The following is a 16,309-nucleotide window of genomic DNA, read 5'->3' as shown; positions in this document are numbered from 1 at the left end:
GCCTGCGTTTCGCGATCCGCGAAGGCGGCCGCACCGTCGGCGCCGGCGTGGTGAGCAAGATCATCAAGTGACGCCGTGACCCGTGCGCGCCGCTGGCGCGCACGGTGTTGTCAGGTCGTCATCCCCGGGTGGTTTTATCGGGGTCCAGTGTCTCGAGGTTCGATCAGCCTCAAGCCGCCGGAAGATCCAGCTACCGCAACGGTGACACCCAGGCGAGTCGGCAACGGCTCGCCGTTGCCGTCTAAGGAAAACCCGTAAAAAACAGTACGCCAGTAGCTCAATTGGCAGAGCAGCGGTCTCCAAAACCGCAGGTTGGGGGTTCGAGTCCCTCCTGGCGTGCCACTGATGATGCAACCGCTCCGGCGGGCGCACGACGAGCCGGATGAACACCAAGGTCGAACAACCCAAGTCCAGCAGCAGCAGCGCTGGTGACGTCGTCAAGTACGTGCTGGCCATCGCGCTGGTCGCGGCTGGCGTCTTCGGCTACACCTGGTTCGAGCAGTGGCCGGGCGCGCTGCGTGCTCTGCTGGTGGCCGGCGGCCTGGTTGCCGGCGCACTGGTTTTCTTCACCAGCCACAAGGGCGAAGAGACCCGCGAGTTCCTGTCGGAGGCGCGCTTCGAGCTGCGCAAGGTCGTATGGCCGACCCGCCAGGAGGCGCTGCGCACCACGTGGGTGGTGATGATCGCGGTGCTGGTGCTGAGCCTGATCCTGGCCGGGTTCGACACGGTCATCCAGTTTTTCATCAAGTTGTTCCTGGGGCGCTGAGGCATGAGCGATAACGAAAACAAGCGCTGGTACGTGGTCCACGCCTACTCGGGCTTCGAGAAGACGGTGGCCCAGGCGCTGCGTGACCGCATCGTCCGTGCCGAGATGCAGGACCGCTTCGGCGACGTCCTGGTCCCGACAGAAGAAGTCGTGGAGATGCGCTCGGGGCAGAAGCGCCGCAGTGAGCGCAAGTTCTTCCCCGGCTACGTGCTGGTGCAGATCGCCACCCACGACGAGAGCGGCATCCCCCGGATCGACAGCGAGAGCTGGCACCTGATCAAGGAGACGCCGAAGGTGATGGGCTTCATCGGCGGCACCGCCGACCGTCCGCTGCCGATCGCCGACCACGAGGCCGACGCCATCCTCAACCGCGTGCAGGAAGGCGTGGAGAAGCCCAAGCCGAAGGTGCTGTTCGAGGCCGGCGAGATGGTCCGCGTCATCGACGGGCCGTTCAACGACTTCAACGGCGTGGTCGAGGAAATCAATTACGAGAAGAGCCGCCTGCGCGTCGCAGTGCTGATCTTCGGCCGCTCGACCCCGGTCGAGCTGGAATTCGGGCAGGTCGAGAAGGCCTGACCCGGCTGATTCGCCGGGGCGAGTGGTTCGCCCGGGCAACAACGCGAGGAGCCCCGCAGCCGATGGCGTGCAGGCGACTGGACTCGCAGGAGCAAAGCAATGGCTAAGAAAGTTATCGGTTACATCAAGCTGCAGGTGAAGGCCGGCCAGGCCAACCCGTCGCCGCCGGTGGGCCCCGCCCTCGGCCAGCGCGGCCTGAACATCATGGAGTTCTGCAAGGCGTTCAATGCCGCGACCTCCAAGCTGGAGCCGGGCCTGCCGATCCCGACCGTGATCACCGCGTACTCGGATCGCACGTTCACCTTCATCACCAAGACGCCGCCGGCGTCGATCCTGCTGAAGAAGGCCGTGGGCATCACCTCCGGCTCCAAACGCCCGAACACCGACAAGGTGGGCAAGGTCACCCGCGCCCAGCTCGAGGAGATCGCCAAGTCGAAGGAACCCGACCTGACGGCGGCCGACCTGGAAGCGGCGGTGCGCACGATTGCGGGCTCGGCCCGTTCCATGGGTCTGGTGGTGGAGGGTTAAGACATGGCGATGACCAAGCGTGAGAAGGCCATCAAGGCCGCCGTGGTGCCGGGCAAGGCGTATGCCTTCGACGACGCCATCAAGATTGTGAAGACCGCCACCAAGGCCAAGTTCGTCGAGTCCGTCGACGTCGCCGTGCGCCTGGGCGTGGATGCCAAGAAGTCCGATCAGCAGGTGCGCGGTTCGACCGTGCTGCCGGCCGGTACCGGCAAGACCGTCCGCGTGGCGGTGTTCTGCCCGGCCGGTGCCAAGGCCGAGGAGGCCCTGGCCGCTGGCGCCGACGCCGTCGGCATGGACGACCTGGCCGAAAAGATGCAGGGCGGCGACCTGAACTACGACGTCGTGATTGCCACCCCGGACGCCATGCGCGTCGTCGGCAAGCTCGGCACCGTGCTCGGCCCGCGCGGCCTGATGCCCAACCCGAAGGTCGGCACCGTTTCGCCGAACCCGGGCGAGGCCGTCAAGAACGCCAAGGGCGGCCAGGTCCGCTACCGCACCGACAAGGCCGGCATCATCCACTGCACCATCGGCAAGGCCGACTTCGACGACGCCTCGCTGAAGGGCAACCTCGAGGCGCTGCTGGCCGACCTGATCAAGGCCAAGCCGGCGACCGCCAAGGGCCAGTACCTGCAGAAGGTGTCGGTCAGCTCGACCATGGGTCCGGGCGTGGCCGTGGACCAGTCGAGCCTGGCGCTGAAGTGACGATTTGACCCACGCGCACTGCGCGTGGCGAAAGCCACTGGATTCCCGCCTGCGCGGGAATGACGAACCAGGAGGATGGCGATCCGAGAAGTCGCCATCCGCAACAAATTTTGAGGGCATCGCAACGGAGTCCATCCCCGCGCGATCGCCGTCAAAGACCGCAGGCGCGGTCTGCGCGCAGTGACGACGGGCACGGAAGCTCGATACGGCATGGAGTCGTCGTCATCGCAGGCGGGAGCGCTTAATCCGGTCCCTCGGGACCAGGGCCTGCGTAGATGGTGCCGCCCCCTCTGGAAATCTCTGGAAGGGCCGCCACCGGGACGCGAGAGCGTCCCCGATGCCAAGGGATGGCGTCGCCCAGGACCGCCGGCGGCAGGAGCCGCGGGCGGAGTTTCAATTGGAGGAGTGCAATGGCTCTTAATCTGTCCCAGAAGCAAGAAGTCGTCGCCGAAGTGGCCGAAGTTGCCTCGAAGGCCCACTCCTTGATCGCCGCAGAGTACGCAGGCGTCACGGTCAGCCAGATGACCGAGATGCGCAAGAAGGCTCGCGAAACCGGCGTCTACCTGCGCGTGGTCAAGAACACCTTGGCTTCGCGTGCGGTCGCCGGCACCGAATACGAGTGCGTCAAGGACGTGCTCGTCGGTCCGCTGCTGTATGCGTTCTCGACCGAGGAGCCCGGCGCTGCCGGTCGCCTGATCAAGGAATTCGCCAAGGGCAACGACAAGCTGCAGGCCAAGGTCGTCGCGTTGGGAGGCCAGCTGTATCCGGCCAGCCACGTCGATGTGCTGGCTTCGCTGCCGACCCGTGACCAGGCGCTGGCGATGCTCGCCCGCGTGCTGTCCGAGCCGGCCGCGATGTTCGCGCGTGCGGTCAAGGCCGTGGCCGACAAGCAGGGCGGTGGCGAAGAAGCCCCCGCCGCCGAAGCGACGGCGGAAACGGCCTGACGGCCGGCCCGCTCCGGCGGGTGCTTTCCGAACCCCATTCGTAAGATCAATTTCCAGAGGTAAATCAACATGTCCCTGTCCAACGAGCAGATCGTCGACGCAATCGCCGAGAAGTCCCTGATGGAAGTGATGGAGCTGGTCAAGGCCATCGAAGAGAAGTTCGGCGTCTCCGCCGCCGCTCCGGTCATGGCCGCTGCCGGCCCGGCCGCTGCCGGCCCGGCTGCCGAGGAGCAGACCGAGTTCACCGTCGTGCTGAAGGCCGCCGGCGAGAAGAAGGTCGAAGTCATCAAGGCCGTCCGTGCCATCACCGGCCTGGGCCTGAAGGAAGCCAAGGATCTGGTGGAAGGCGCCCCGAAGGACGTGAAGGAAGGCGTCTCGAAGGAAGAGGCCGAGAAGCTGAAGAAGGACCTCGAGGCCGCTGGCGCGACCGCCGAGCTGAAGTAAGCCGTACTTGCGTCGCCGGGCGTCATTGGCGACCACGAAGGCTGGGGGCGAAAGCCCCCGGCCTTTGGCCGTTGTAGTTCGAAGCTAGAAGCAACACCCGAAAATCGACACCGAGTTGGTAGTTGGAAGTAGCAGGAGAGGGCGTGCTGGTGCCGGCAATACCAGCGACTTCCAACTGACGATTCCCCCGGATCGCACTCCGATCCCCCAGGGCCGCGCGGACCGACCACCGCGCACCGCCGCTTGGCGGCGGGCCCACATGTAACCGAGGCGGTAGCCCCATGACCACAGCTTCCACGACCCAATACTCGTTCACCGAAAAGAAGCGCGTCCGCAAGGATTTCGGCAAGCGCAAGTCGATCCTGGAGGTCCCCTTCCTCCTGGCGATCCAGGTGGACTCCTATCGCGCCTTCCTGCAGGAAGACGTCGAGCCGTCCAAGCGCGCCGACCGCGGCCTGCATGCCGCGCTCAAGTCGGTGTTCCCGATCAGCAGCTACAGCGGCAACGCCGCGCTGGAGTACGTGGGCTACAAGCTGGGTGAGCCCGCGTTCGACGAGCGCGAGTGCCGCAACCGTGGCCTGAGCTACGGCGCCCCCCTGCGCGTGACCGTGCGCCTGGTGATCTACGACCGCGAGTCGTCGACCAAGGCCATCAAGTACGTGAAGGAGCAGGAGGTCTACATGGGCGAGATCCCGCTCATGACCGACAACGGCACCTTCATCGTCAACGGCACCGAGCGCGTCATCGTCAGCCAGCTGCACCGCAGCCCGGGCGTGTTCTTCGACCACGACCGCGGCAAGACGCACAGCTCCGGCAAGCTGCTCTACAGCGCCCGCATCATCCCCTACCGCGGCTCCTGGCTGGACTTCGAGTTCGACCCGAAGGACGGCCTGTTCACGCGTATCGACCGCCGCCGCAAGCTGCCGGTCACCGTGCTGCTGCGCGCACTGGGCTACAACAACGAAGAGATGCTGGCCGAGTTCTTCGAGGTCAACACCTTCCACATCGACCCCAAGGAAGGCGTGCAGCTGGAGCTGGTGCCCGAGCGCCTGCGTGGCGAGACCCTGGACTTCGACCTGGCCGATGGCGACAAGGTCATTGTCGAGGCCGGCCGCCGCATCACCGCGCGCCACGTCAAGCAGCTCGAGGCCTCCGGCATCGAGGCGCTGGCCGTGCCCGACAGCTACCTGGTCGGCCGCATCCTGTCGCACGACGTCGTCGACGCCAACACCGGCGAGCTGATCGCCGCGGCCAACGACGAGATCACCGAGGAGCAGCTGGAAGCCTTCCGCAAGGCCGGCATCGAGGTGGTGGGCACCATCTGGGTCAACGACCTGGACCGCGGCCCGTTCATCTCCAACACCCTGCGCATCGACCCGAGCAAGACCCAGCTCGAGGCGCTGGTCGAGATCTACCGGATGATGCGTCCGGGCGAGCCGCCGACCAAGGACGCCGCGCAGAACCTGTTCCACAACCTGTTCTTCACCTTCGACCGCTACGACCTGTCGGGCGTCGGCCGGATGAAGTTCAACCGCCGCATCGGCCGCAAGGAAACCACCGGCGCGTCGGTGCTGTACGACGCCAAGTACTTCGCCGAGCGCAAGGACGAGGAATCCAAGCGCCTGCGCGAGGAGTGCGGCGCCGGCTCCGACATCCTGGACGTGCTTAAGGTCCTGACCGAGATCCGCAACGGTCGCGGCACGGTCGACGACATCGACCACCTGGGCAACCGCCGCGTGCGTTCGGTCGGCGAAATGGCCGAGAACACCTTCCGCGTGGGCCTGGTCCGCGTCGAGCGCGCCGTCAAGGAGCGCCTGTCGATGGCCGAGTCCGAAGGGCTCACCCCGCAGGAGCTGATCAACGCCAAGCCGGTGGCCGCTGCAATCAAGGAGTTCTTCGGCTCCTCGCAGCTGTCGCAGTTCATGGACCAGAACAACCCGCTGTCGGAAGTCACCCACAAGCGCCGCGTGTCGGCCCTTGGCCCGGGCGGCCTGACCCGCGAGCGCGCGGGCTTCGAAGTGCGTGACGTGCACCCGACCCACTACGGCCGCGTCTGCACCATCGAGACGCCGGAAGGCCCGAACATCGGCCTGATCAACTCGCTGGCCGTGTTCGCCCGCACCAACCAGTACGGCTTCCTCGAGACGCCGTACCGCAAGGTCGTGGACGGGAAGGTCACCGACGACGTCGAGTACCTGTCGGCGATCGAGGAGAACGAGTACGTCATCGCCCAGGCCAACGCCGCCCAGGACGACAAGGGCAAGCTGACCGCGCAGTTCGTGGCCTGCCGCTTCCAGGGCGAGTCGCTGCTCAAGCCGCCGGCGGAAGTCGACTTCATGGACGTCTCGCCGATGCAGACCGTGTCGGTCGCCGCAGCGCTGGTGCCGTTCCTGGAGCACGACGACGCCAACCGCGCGCTGATGGGCGCCAACATGCAGCGCCAGGCGGTGCCGACGCTGCGTGCCCAGAAGCCGCTGGTCGGTACGGGCATCGAGCGCGCCGTGGCGCGCGACTCGGGCGTGACGGTCAACGCGTTGCGCGGCGGCACGATCGAGCAGATCGACGCGGCCCGTATCGTGGTCAAGGCCAACGAGGACGAGATCTCCGGCGAGACCGATGCCGGCGTCGACATCTACAACCTGATCAAGTACACGCGTTCCAACCAGAACACCTGCATCAACCAGACCCCGCTGGTGAAGGTCGGCGACGTGATCGCGCGTGGCGACGTCCTGGCCGACGGCCCCTCGACCGACATTGGCGAGCTGGCACTGGGCCAGAACATGCTGGTCGCGTTCATGCCGTGGAACGGCTACAACTTCGAGGACTCGATCCTGCTGTCCGAGCGCGTGGTCGAGGAGGATCGCTACACCACGATCCACATCGAGGAGCTGACCGCCGTCGCCCGCGACACCAAGCTCGGGCCGGAGGAGATCTCCGCCGACATCCCGAACGTCTCGGAGAACGCGCTCAACCGACTGGACGAATCCGGCGTGGTGTACATCGGTGCGGAAGTGCGCGCCGGCGACATCCTGGTCGGCAAGGTCACGCCCAAGGGCGAAAGCCAGCTGACCCCGGAAGAGAAGTTGCTGCGCGCGATCTTCGGCGAGAAGGCGTCCGACGTTAAGGACAGCTCGCTGCGGGTGCCGCCGGGCATGGATGGCACCGTCATCGACGTGCAGGTCTTCACCCGCGACGGCATCGAGAAGGACAAGCGTGCGCGCCAGATCGAGGAGTCCGAGATCAAGCGAGTCAAGAAGGACTTCGACGACCAGTTCCGCATCCTGGAGTCGGCCATCTACGCGCGCCTGCGCAGCCAGCTGATCGGCAAGGTCGCCAACGGCGGCCCGGGCGTGAAGAAGGGCGAGACCGTCACCAGCCTGGTGCTGGACGGCCTGAAGAAGTCCGACTGGTTCGGCCTGCGCATGAAGGACGAGGAGGCCGTGGAGGCCATCGAGCGCGCGCAGAAGCAGATCGAAGTCCACGAGAAGGAATTCGAGAAGCGCTTCGCCGACAAGCGCGCCAAGATCACCCAGGGCGACGACCTCGCCCCGGGCGTGCTGAAGATGGTCAAGGTGTTCCTGGCGGTGAAGCGCCGCATCCAGCCGGGCGACAAGATGGCCGGCCGCCACGGCAACAAGGGCGTGGTGTCCACGATCGTTCCGGTCGAGGACATGCCCTACAGCGCCAGCGGCGAGACCGTCGACATCGTTCTCAACCCGCTGGGCGTGCCGAGCCGCATGAACATCGGCCAGATCCTCGAGGTTCACCTGGGCTGGGCCGCCAAGGGCCTGGGCCAGAAGATCCAGCGCATGCTCGAGGCACAGCAGAAGCTCGCGGACCTGCGCAAGTTCCTGGACGACATCTACAACCACGACAGCAAGCTGCATGGCGAGCGCGTCGACCTCAAGCAGTTCAGCGACGAGGAACTCCTCACGCTGGCCCGCAACCTGGTCGACGGCGTGCCGATGGCGACGCCGGTGTTCGACGGCGCGGCGGAGACCGAGATCAAGCGCATGCTCGAGCTCGCCGAACTGCCCTCCAGTGGCCAGACCGTGCTGCACGACGGTCGCACCGGTGAGGCGTTCGACCGCCCGGTCACCATCGGCTACATGCACATGCTGAAGCTGAACCACCTGGTCGACGACAAGATGCACGCGCGTTCGACCGGTCCGTACTCGCTCGTCACCCAGCAGCCGCTGGGCGGCAAGGCGCAGTTCGGTGGCCAGCGCTTCGGTGAGATGGAAGTCTGGGCGCTGGAGGCATACGGCGCGGCCTACACCCTGCAGGAAATGCTGACGGTGAAGTCCGACGACGTGCAGGGCCGCAACCAGATGTACAAGAACATCGTCGACGGCGAGTACGAGATGGTCGCCGGCATGCCGGAGTCCTTCAACGTGCTTGTGAAGGAAATCCGCTCGCTCGCGATCAACATGGAGCTGGAAGAGAACTGAGGTCGAGCCGGGGGCGCCGCACTACTCGCGCGCCCCGGCCCGCATCCCCGTTAGCCAGCCCTTCGACGATTTACTCCTCTACGGAGAAAGAAAATGAAAGACCTGCTCAACCTGTTCAACCAGCAGCGTCCCGTGCTCGACTTCGACGCGATCAAGATCGCGCTGGCGTCGCCGGACCTGATCCGTTCGTGGTCCTTCGGCGAGGTCAAGAAGCCCGAGACCATCAACTACCGCACCTTCAAGCCCGAGCGCGACGGCCTGTTCTGCGCGGCCATCTTTGGGCCGATCAAGGACTACGAGTGCCTGTGCGGCAAGTACAAGCGCATGAAGCACCGCGGCGTGGTCTGCGAGAAGTGCGGCACCGAGGTCACGCTGGCCAAGGTGCGTCGCGAGCGCATGGGCCACATCGACCTGGCATCGCCGGTCGCGCACATCTGGTTCCTCAAGTCGCTGCCCAGCCGCATCGGCCTGATGCTGGACATGACCCTGCGCGACATCGAGCGGATCCTGTACTTCGAAGCGTTCGTCGTGACCGAACCGGGCCTGTCCCCGCTCGAGCGCGGCCAGCTGCTCAACGAAGAGCAGTTCATGCAGGCGCGCCAGGAGCACGGTGACGACTTCGAGGCCGCGATGGGCGCCGAGGCGGTCTACGACCTGCTGCGCACGATTGACCTGCAGGCCGAGATGGTGCAGCTGAAGGAAGACATCGCTGCCACCGGTTCGGAGACCAAGCTCAAGCGCCTCACCAAGCGCATCAAGCTGGTCGAGGCCTTCCTGGAGTCGGGCAACCGTCCGGAATGGATGGTCATGACCGTGCTGCCGGTGCTGCCGCCGGACCTGCGTCCGCTGGTGCCGCTGGACGGTGGCCGCTTCGCGACGTCGGATCTCAACGACCTGTACCGCCGCGTCATCAACCGCAACAACCGCCTGCGCCGCCTGCTGGAGCTCAACGCGCCCGACATCATCGTGCGCAACGAGAAGCGCATGCTGCAGGAGTCGGTGGACGCGCTGATGGACAACGGCCGTCGTGGCCGTGCCATCACCGGCACCAACAAGCGCCCGCTCAAGTCGCTGGCCGACATGATCAAGGGCAAGCAGGGCCGGTTCCGCCAGAACCTGCTCGGCAAGCGCGTGGACTACTCGGGCCGTTCGGTCATCGTGGTCGGCCCGTACCTGAAGCTGCACCAGTGCGGCCTGCCGAAGAAGATGGCGCTGGAGCTGTTCAAGCCCTTCATCTTCGCCAAGCTGCAGCGCCGTGGCCTGGCCACGACGATCAAGGCCGCCAAGAAGCTGGTCGAGCGCGAAGAGGCGGAAGTCTGGGACATCCTCGAGGAGGTCATCCGCGAGCACCCGGTGCTGCTGAACCGCGCCCCGACGCTGCACCGCCTGGGCATCCAGGCGTTCGAGCCGGTACTGATCGAGGGCAAGGCCATCCAGCTGCACCCGCTGGTCTGCACCGCGTTCAACGCCGACTTCGACGGTGACCAGATGGCCGTCCACGTGCCGCTCTCGCTGGAAGCCCAGCTGGAAGCGCGTGCGCTGATGATGGCGTCCAACAACATCCTGTCGCCCGCCAACGGCGAGCCGATCATCGTGCCGTCGCAGGACGTCGTGCTCGGCCTGTACTACATGACCCGCGAGCTGGTCGGCAAGAAGGGCGAGGGCATGGCCTTCGCCAACGTCGCCGAGGTCAAGCGCGCCTACGACAACCGCGTCGTCGAACTGCACGCCAAGGTCAAGGTCCGCATCACCGAGACGGTGACGGGCGAGGACGGCGAACGCAGCCGCAAGACGTCGATCGTCGACACCACCGTCGGCCGCGCCCTGCTGCAGGAAATCCTGCCGGAAGGCCTGCCGTACGCGCTGGCCAACGTCGAGCTGACCAAGAAGAACATCAGCCGCCTGATCAACTCGTGCTACCGCATGCTGGGCCTGAAGGACACGGTCGTGTTCGCCGACCAGCTGATGTACACGGGCTTCGCCTACGCCACCCGCGCGGGCGTGTCGATCGGCATCGACGACATGACCATCCCGCTGGAGAAGAAGGGCATCCTGGACGAGGCCGAGGCCGAGGTCCTGGAGATCCAGCAGCAGTACCAGTCGGGCCTGGTCACCGCCGGTGAGCGTTACAACAAGGTCGTCGACATCTGGTCGCGCACGAACGAGCGCGTGGCCAAGGCGATGATGGACGCCATCGGCACCGACGAAGTCACCGACGCCGAGGGCAAGAAGGTCGCCCAGAAGTCGATGAACTCGATCTACATCATGGCCGACTCCGGCGCCCGTGGTTCGCAGGCGCAGATCCGCCAGCTGGCCGGCATGCGTGGCCTGATGGCCAAGCCGGACGGCTCGATCATCGAGACGCCGATCACCGCGAACTTCCGCGAGGGTCTGAACGTCCTGCAGTACTTCATCTCGACCCACGGTGCCCGTAAGGGCCTGGCCGATACCGCGCTGAAGACCGCCAACTCCGGTTACCTGACCCGTCGCCTGGTCGATGTGGCGCAGGACGTGGTGATCACCGAGGACGACTGCGGCACGATGGCCGGCCTGACCATGACCCCGATCGTGGAAGGCGGCGACGTCGTCGAGCCGCTGCGCGACCGCGTGCTGGGCCGCATGGTGGCCGAGGACGTGTTCCTGCCGGGCGAGGACGAGGATCCGATCGTCACCCGCAACACGCTGCTCGACGAGCAGTGGGTCGCCAAGCTCGAGGACGCCAGCGTCCAGTCGATCAAGGTGCGGTCGACCATCACCTGCGAATCCGCCTTCGGCGTGTGCGCGCACTGCTATGGCCGCGACCTGGGCCGTGGCCACCTGGTCAACCACGGCGAGGCCGTCGGCGTCGTTGCGGCGCAGTCGATCGGCGAGCCGGGCACCCAGCTGACCATGCGTACGTTCCACATCGGTGGTGCGGCTTCGCGTGCGGCGGCGATCGACAACGTGACGGTCAAGACCACCGGCTCGATCAAGTTCAACAATCTCAAGCACGTCGAGCACGCCGGTGGCCACCTGGTCGCGGTGTCGCGTTCGGGCGAGCTGTCGATCCTCGACACGCACGGCCGCGAGCGCGAGCGCTACAAGCTGCCGTACGGTGCCACCGTCGCCATCAAGGACGGCGGCGCGGTCAAGGCCGGCCAACAGGTCGCGAACTGGGATCCGCATAACCACCCGATTGTTTCGGAAGTCGCCGGTTTCATCCGCTTCGTCGACTTCGTCGACGGCGTGACCGTGATCGAGAAGACCGACGAGCTGACCGGCCTGGCGTCGCGCGAGATCACCGATCCGAAGCGCCGCGGTACGCAGGCCAAGGACCTGCGTCCGATCGTCCGCATCGTCGACAAGAACGGCAACGACCTGTCGATCCCGGGCACCGACCTGCCGGCGCAGTACCTGTTGCCGCCCAAGTCGATCGTCAACCTGCAGGACGGCGCCCCGGTGGGCGTGGGCGACGTGGTCGCCAAGATCCCGCAGGAAGCGTCCAAGACGCGCGACATCACCGGTGGTCTGCCGCGCGTGGCCGACCTGTTCGAGGCGCGCAAGCCGAAGGATCCCGCGATCCTGGCCGAGCGCTCGGGCATCGTCAGCTTCGGCAAGGACACCAAGGGCAAGCAGCGCCTGATCATCCGCGACACCGACGGCAACGAGCACGAGGAGCTGATCCCCAAGTACCGCCAGATCATCGTGTTCGAAGGCGAGCACGTGGAGAAGGGCGAGACCGTGGTGGACGGCGAGCCGACCCCGCAGGACATCCTTCGCCTGCTGGGCGTGGAGCCGCTGGCGGTCTACCTGACCAAGGAGATCCAGGACGTCTATCGCCTGCAGGGCGTGAAGATCAACGACAAGCACATCGAGGTGATCGTTCGCCAGATGCTGCGCAAGGTCGAGATCACCGACGGCGGCGACAGCAAGTTCCTCCATGGCGAGCAGGTCGAGCGCCAGCGCTTCGTCGAGGAGCTGGCCCGCGTGTCGGCCCGCAACGAGATCGTGCCGCAGTTCGAGCCGGTCCTGCTGGGCATCACCAAGGCATCCCTGGCGACCGAGTCGTTCATCTCCGCGGCCTCCTTCCAGGAGACCACCCGCGTCCTGACCGAGGCCGCCGTGCGCGGTACCCGTGACGGCCTGCGCGGCCTGAAGGAGAACGTGATCGTGGGTCGCCTGATCCCGGCCGGTACCGGCCTGGCGTACCACACGCAGCGGCGCAAGAACGCCTCGGGCCTGACCGACTCGGAGATGGAGGCGCTGGCCGCCCCGGTTTCCGCCGAGGCCGAGGCCGAAGCGGGCGAGGAGTCGAGCGCTTCGTAACAGGCTGTAATGGCGGGCCCGCCGCATGGCGGGCCCAGCCCCAGATCACCAAATGAGGCGCAGGGAGCGCCTCGTGTTGGGCCCAGGGCAGGGCGGGATCACAGGAGGCGGCACGCCACCCCAGGGTGGCGGCCTTGCGCTCCGGACTGGCTCGCGTTGACGGCAACGTTTGACGCGGGCTATACTTTTCCGTCTCGGTGGGCCGGATGCATCCGGCTTGCCGTTCGTTTTTCAACAAGGCCCATGGCACACCGCCCGGCCTTCATCAAAGAGTTCCAGATGGCGACGATCAATCAGCTGGTCCGCAAGCCGCGGCAGGCGACGACCTACAAGAGTGCCTCCCCGGCGCTGGCGAACTGCCCGCAGCGACGCGGCGTTTGCACCCGCGTCTACACCACCACCCCGAAGAAGCCGAACTCGGCGCTGCGCAAGGTGGCCAAGGTGCGCCTGACCAACGGTTACGAGGTCATCTCGTACATCGGCGGTGAAGGCCACAACCTGCAGGAGCACTCGGTGGTGCTGATCCGCGGCGGCCGCGTCAAGGACCTGCCGGGCGTGCGTTACCACACCGTCCGCGGTTCGCTCGACGCCGCCGGCGTCACCAAGCGTCGCCAGGCCCGTTCGAAGTACGGCGCCAAGCGCCCGAAGTCCTGAGGAATCTGACCCATGTCGCGTAAAGGCTCCGCCCCGCAGCGTTCCGTCCTGCCCGATCCCAAGCACGGCAGCGAGACGATCGCGCGTTTCATCAACATGGTCATGCAGAGCGGCAAGAAGTCTGTCGCCGAGAAGATCGTCTATGGCGCAATGGACGCCATCGGTGAGAAGAATCCCAATGCGCTCGAGCTGGTCGAGAAGGCGCTGGGCAACGTCTCCCCGGCCGTCGAGGTCAAGTCGCGCCGCGTCGGTGGTGCCACGTACCAGGTGCCGGTCGAAGTGCGCCAGTCGCGCCGCATGGCGCTGGCAATGCGTTGGCTGATCGAGTCCGCCCGCAAGCGTGGCGAAAACAGCATGCCGCGCAAGCTGGCTGCCGAGCTGATCGATGCCTCGGAAAGCCGTGGCGGCGCGATCAAGAAGCGCGAAGAAACCCACCGCATGGCGGAAGCGAACAAGGCGTTCGCGCACTACCGCTGGTGAGTTCGGGGCGTCGATGACGGCGCCCACCGGGTGCCGGCCGCGCTTCGCGCGCTGACGCCCACCCGCGATGCCGGCAACCGGCATCGCACGTCGAATCGGAGGCCGCCGCAAGGCGGCGTCCGGCCATTTCCGGCCCTGGTTTCACCGGGCCCAAAAATACGAGAACAGCCGTGGCTCGCACCACTCCCATCGACCGTTACCGCAACTTCGGCATCATGGCCCACATCGATGCCGGCAAGACCACCACGTCCGAGCGCATCCTGTTCTACACGGGTGTCAGCCACAAGATTGGCGAAGTCCATGACGGCGCCGCCACCATGGACTGGATGGAGCAGGAGCAGGAGCGCGGCATCACGATCACGTCCGCCGCCACCACCGCGTTCTGGTCGGGCATGGACAAGTCCCTGCCGCAGCACCGCTTCAACATCATCGATACCCCGGGCCACGTCGACTTCACCATCGAGGTGGAGCGTTCGCTGCGCGTGCTCGACGGCGCGGTGTTCGTGCTGTGCGCCGTGGGTGGCGTGCAGCCGCAGTCCGAGACCGTGTGGCGTCAGGCCAACAAGTACTCGGTGCCGCGCCTCGCGTTCGTCAACAAGATGGACCGTACCGGTGCCAACTTCGACAAGGTCGTCGAGCAGCTGAAGTCGCGCCTGGGTGCCTACCCGGTGCCAATGCAGGTGCCGATCGGCGCCGAGGACGGCTTCGAGGGCGTGGTCGACCTGCTGAAGATGAAGGCGATCCACTGGGACAGCGCCTCGCAGGGCACCACCTTCGAGTACCGCGACATTCCCGCCGAGCTGGCCGACAAGGCCGCCGAGGCCCGCAGCTTCATGATCGAAGCCGCCGCCGAGGCGTCCGAAGAGCTGATGGACAAGTACCTCAACGAGGGCGAGCTGTCGGAGGCCGAGATCATCTCCGGCCTGCGCGAGCGCACCCTGAAGGTCGAGGTCATCCCGGTGTTCTGCGGTACCGCCTTCAAGAACAAGGGCGTGCAGGCCATGCTCGACGGCGTGATCCAGCTGCTGCCGTCGCCGGCCGACCGCCCGCCGGTGCAGGGCATCGACGAGGACGAGAAGGAAGACACCCGCAAGGCGTCCGACAACGAGCCGTTCTCGGCGCTCGCCTTCAAGATCATGACCGACCCGTTCGTGGGCTCGCTGACGTTCTTCCGCGTCTACTCGGGCACGCTGAACTCCGGCGACCAGGTCTATAACCCGGTGAAGTCGCGCAAGGAGCGCGTGGGTCGCATCCTGCAGATGCACTCCAACAACCGCGAAGAGATCAAGGAAGTCCGCGCCGGCGACATCGCCGCGGCCGTGGGCCTGAAGGACGTGACCACCGGCGACACGCTGTGCGCCCAGGACCACGTCATCACGCTGGAGCGCATGGTGTTCCCGGAGCCCGTCATCTCGATGGCGGTGGAGCCCAAGACCAAGTCCGACCAGGAGAAGATGGGCCTTGCGCTGGGTCGCCTGGCGCAGGAGGATCCGTCCTTCCGCGTGCGTACCGATGAAGAGTCCGGCCAGACCATCATCGCCGGCATGGGCGAGCTGCACCTGGACATCATCGTTGACCGCATGAAGCGCGAGTTCAACGTCGAGGCCAACGTCGGCAAGCCGCAGGTCGCCTACCGCGAGACCATCCGCAAGGCGGTCAAGTCCGAAGGCAAGTTCGTGCGGCAGTCCGGTGGTAAGGGCCAGTTCGGCCACGTGTGGCTCGAGATCGAGCCCGCCGAGACCGGCGCCGGCTACTCGTTCGAGAACGCCATCGTCGGCGGCGTCGTGCCCAAGGAGTACATCCCGGCGGTCGACAAGGGCATCCAGGAAGCGGTCGCCAACGGCATCATGGCCGGCTACCCGATCGTCGACGTCAAGGTGAAGCTGGTCGACGGCTCGTACCACGAGGTCGACTCCTCGGAAATGGCGTTCAAGATCGCCGGCTCGATGGGCTTCAAGGACGGCTTCATGAAGGCCAGCCCGGTCCTGCTCGAGCCGATGATGAAGGTCGAGATCGTCACCCCGGAGGACTACCTGGGCGACGTGATGGGCGACGTGAGCCGTCGCCGCGGCATCCTGCAGGGCCAGGACGACAGCCCGTCGGGCAAGATCATCAACGCGATGATCCCGCTGGGCGAGATGTTCGGCTACGCCACCACCCTGCGCTCCATGTCGCAGGGCCGCGCGACCTTCACGATGGAATTCGACCATTACGCCGAGGCGCCGACCAACATCGCCGAAGCGGTGATGAAGAAGTCCTGATCCATATCCGGCGGGCCCTGCGCCCGCCGACCCCCTACAAGAAATCCAACTCAAGTTCAGAGGTAGAGCATCATGGCCAAGGGTAAGTTCGAGCGCACCAAGCCGCACGTGAACGTCGGCACGATCGGTCACGTTGACCACGGCAAGACGACGCTGACGGCGGCGCTGACGAAGGTGGGCGCGGAGCGTTTCGGCGGC

13 protein-coding genes and 1 tRNA gene are annotated in these 16,309 nt (G+C 66.0%); all 14 read left to right on the top strand.

Annotation, left to right across the window (positions count from 1 at the left end; translation table 11 throughout):
• The coding region (locus K6753_RS14375) for an EF-Tu C-terminal domain-related protein (RefSeq protein WP_322327148.1) at positions 1-71 on the top strand (71 nt) is incomplete at its 5' end.
• 195 nt (positions 72-266) lie between these two features.
• Positions 267-342 (top strand) — tRNA-Trp (locus K6753_RS14370).
• 40 nt (positions 343-382) lie between these two features.
• Positions 383-766, top strand: coding sequence for a preprotein translocase subunit SecE (gene secE, locus K6753_RS14365; RefSeq protein ID WP_223677162.1), 384 nt, complete (start codon positions 383-385; stop codon positions 764-766).
• A 3-nt stretch (positions 767-769) separates the two neighbouring features.
• Positions 770-1,342: a transcription termination/antitermination protein NusG gene (gene nusG, locus K6753_RS14360; RefSeq protein WP_223677161.1), complete on the top strand. Its 573-nt coding sequence runs from the start codon at positions 770-772 to the stop codon at positions 1,340-1,342.
• A 99-nt stretch (positions 1,343-1,441) separates the two neighbouring features.
• Positions 1,442-1,870: a 50S ribosomal protein L11 gene (gene rplK, locus K6753_RS14355; RefSeq protein WP_223677160.1), complete on the top strand. Its 429-nt coding sequence runs from the start codon at positions 1,442-1,444 to the stop codon at positions 1,868-1,870.
• 3 nt (positions 1,871-1,873) lie between these two features.
• Positions 1,874-2,572 (top strand): 50S ribosomal protein L1, encoded by a 699-nt coding sequence (rplA, locus tag K6753_RS14350; protein ID WP_223677159.1) that lies wholly within the window; start codon positions 1,874-1,876, stop codon positions 2,570-2,572.
• Between the two features lie 410 nt (positions 2,573-2,982).
• A complete protein-coding gene (gene rplJ / locus K6753_RS14345) occupies positions 2,983-3,516 on the top strand; it encodes a 50S ribosomal protein L10 (protein WP_223677158.1) in 534 nt (177 codons plus the stop codon).
• A gap of 69 nt (positions 3,517-3,585) precedes the next feature.
• The gene (gene rplL, locus K6753_RS14340; protein WP_223677157.1) at positions 3,586-3,960 is read left to right on the top strand and encodes a 50S ribosomal protein L7/L12; all 375 of its coding nucleotides are present in this window, start codon (positions 3,586-3,588) and stop codon (positions 3,958-3,960) included.
• A 281-nt stretch (positions 3,961-4,241) separates the two neighbouring features.
• A complete protein-coding gene (gene rpoB, locus K6753_RS14335; protein ID WP_223677156.1) occupies positions 4,242-8,411 on the top strand; it encodes a DNA-directed RNA polymerase subunit beta in 4,170 nt (1,389 codons plus the stop codon).
• 93 nt (positions 8,412-8,504) lie between these two features.
• Positions 8,505-12,716: a DNA-directed RNA polymerase subunit beta' gene (gene rpoC, locus K6753_RS14330; RefSeq protein ID WP_223677155.1), complete on the top strand. Its 4,212-nt coding sequence runs from the start codon at positions 8,505-8,507 to the stop codon at positions 12,714-12,716.
• A gap of 279 nt (positions 12,717-12,995) precedes the next feature.
• Positions 12,996-13,370 carry a 30S ribosomal protein S12 gene (gene rpsL, locus K6753_RS14325; protein ID WP_223677154.1) on the top strand — a complete coding sequence of 125 codons (375 nt, stop codon included), beginning with the start codon at positions 12,996-12,998 and terminating at the stop codon, positions 13,368-13,370.
• A gap of 12 nt (positions 13,371-13,382) precedes the next feature.
• Positions 13,383-13,850, top strand: coding sequence for a 30S ribosomal protein S7 (gene rpsG, locus K6753_RS14320; RefSeq protein ID WP_223677153.1), 468 nt, complete (start codon positions 13,383-13,385; stop codon positions 13,848-13,850).
• A 170-nt stretch (positions 13,851-14,020) separates the two neighbouring features.
• Positions 14,021-16,111 carry an elongation factor G gene (fusA, locus tag K6753_RS14315; protein WP_223677152.1) on the top strand — a complete coding sequence of 697 codons (2,091 nt, stop codon included), beginning with the start codon at positions 14,021-14,023 and terminating at the stop codon, positions 16,109-16,111.
• A 72-nt stretch (positions 16,112-16,183) separates the two neighbouring features.
• Positions 16,184-16,309 (top strand): GTP-binding protein (locus K6753_RS14310; protein WP_229730253.1); only part of this gene is annotated, 126 nt, incomplete at its 3' end.

Source organism: Novilysobacter selenitireducens (assembly GCF_020026895.1).
Lineage (GTDB): Bacteria > Pseudomonadota > Gammaproteobacteria > Xanthomonadales > Xanthomonadaceae > Lysobacter_C > Lysobacter_C selenitireducens.
The sequence above is the reverse complement of the archived record's forward strand: the minus strand, read 5'-3'. Positions and strand labels throughout refer to the sequence as shown.

Excerpts from the sequence above, each read along its gene's own strand:
- secE (WP_223677162.1), top strand. The coding sequence starts at position 383 with ATGAACACCAAGGTCGAACAACCCAAGTCCAGCAGCAGCAGCGCTGGT.
- nusG (WP_223677161.1), top strand. The coding sequence starts at position 770 with ATGAGCGATAACGAAAACAAGCGCTGGTACGTGGTCCACGCCTACTCG.
- rplK (WP_223677160.1), top strand. The coding sequence starts at position 1,442 with ATGGCTAAGAAAGTTATCGGTTACATCAAGCTGCAGGTGAAGGCCGGC.
- rplA (WP_223677159.1), top strand. The coding sequence starts at position 1,874 with ATGGCGATGACCAAGCGTGAGAAGGCCATCAAGGCCGCCGTGGTGCCG.
- rplJ (WP_223677158.1), top strand. The coding sequence starts at position 2,983 with ATGGCTCTTAATCTGTCCCAGAAGCAAGAAGTCGTCGCCGAAGTGGCC.
- rplL (WP_223677157.1), top strand. The coding sequence starts at position 3,586 with ATGTCCCTGTCCAACGAGCAGATCGTCGACGCAATCGCCGAGAAGTCC.
- rpoB (WP_223677156.1), top strand. The coding sequence starts at position 4,242 with ATGACCACAGCTTCCACGACCCAATACTCGTTCACCGAAAAGAAGCGC.
- rpoC (WP_223677155.1), top strand. The coding sequence starts at position 8,505 with ATGAAAGACCTGCTCAACCTGTTCAACCAGCAGCGTCCCGTGCTCGAC.
- rpsL (WP_223677154.1), top strand. The coding sequence starts at position 12,996 with ATGGCGACGATCAATCAGCTGGTCCGCAAGCCGCGGCAGGCGACGACC.
- rpsG (WP_223677153.1), top strand. The coding sequence starts at position 13,383 with ATGTCGCGTAAAGGCTCCGCCCCGCAGCGTTCCGTCCTGCCCGATCCC.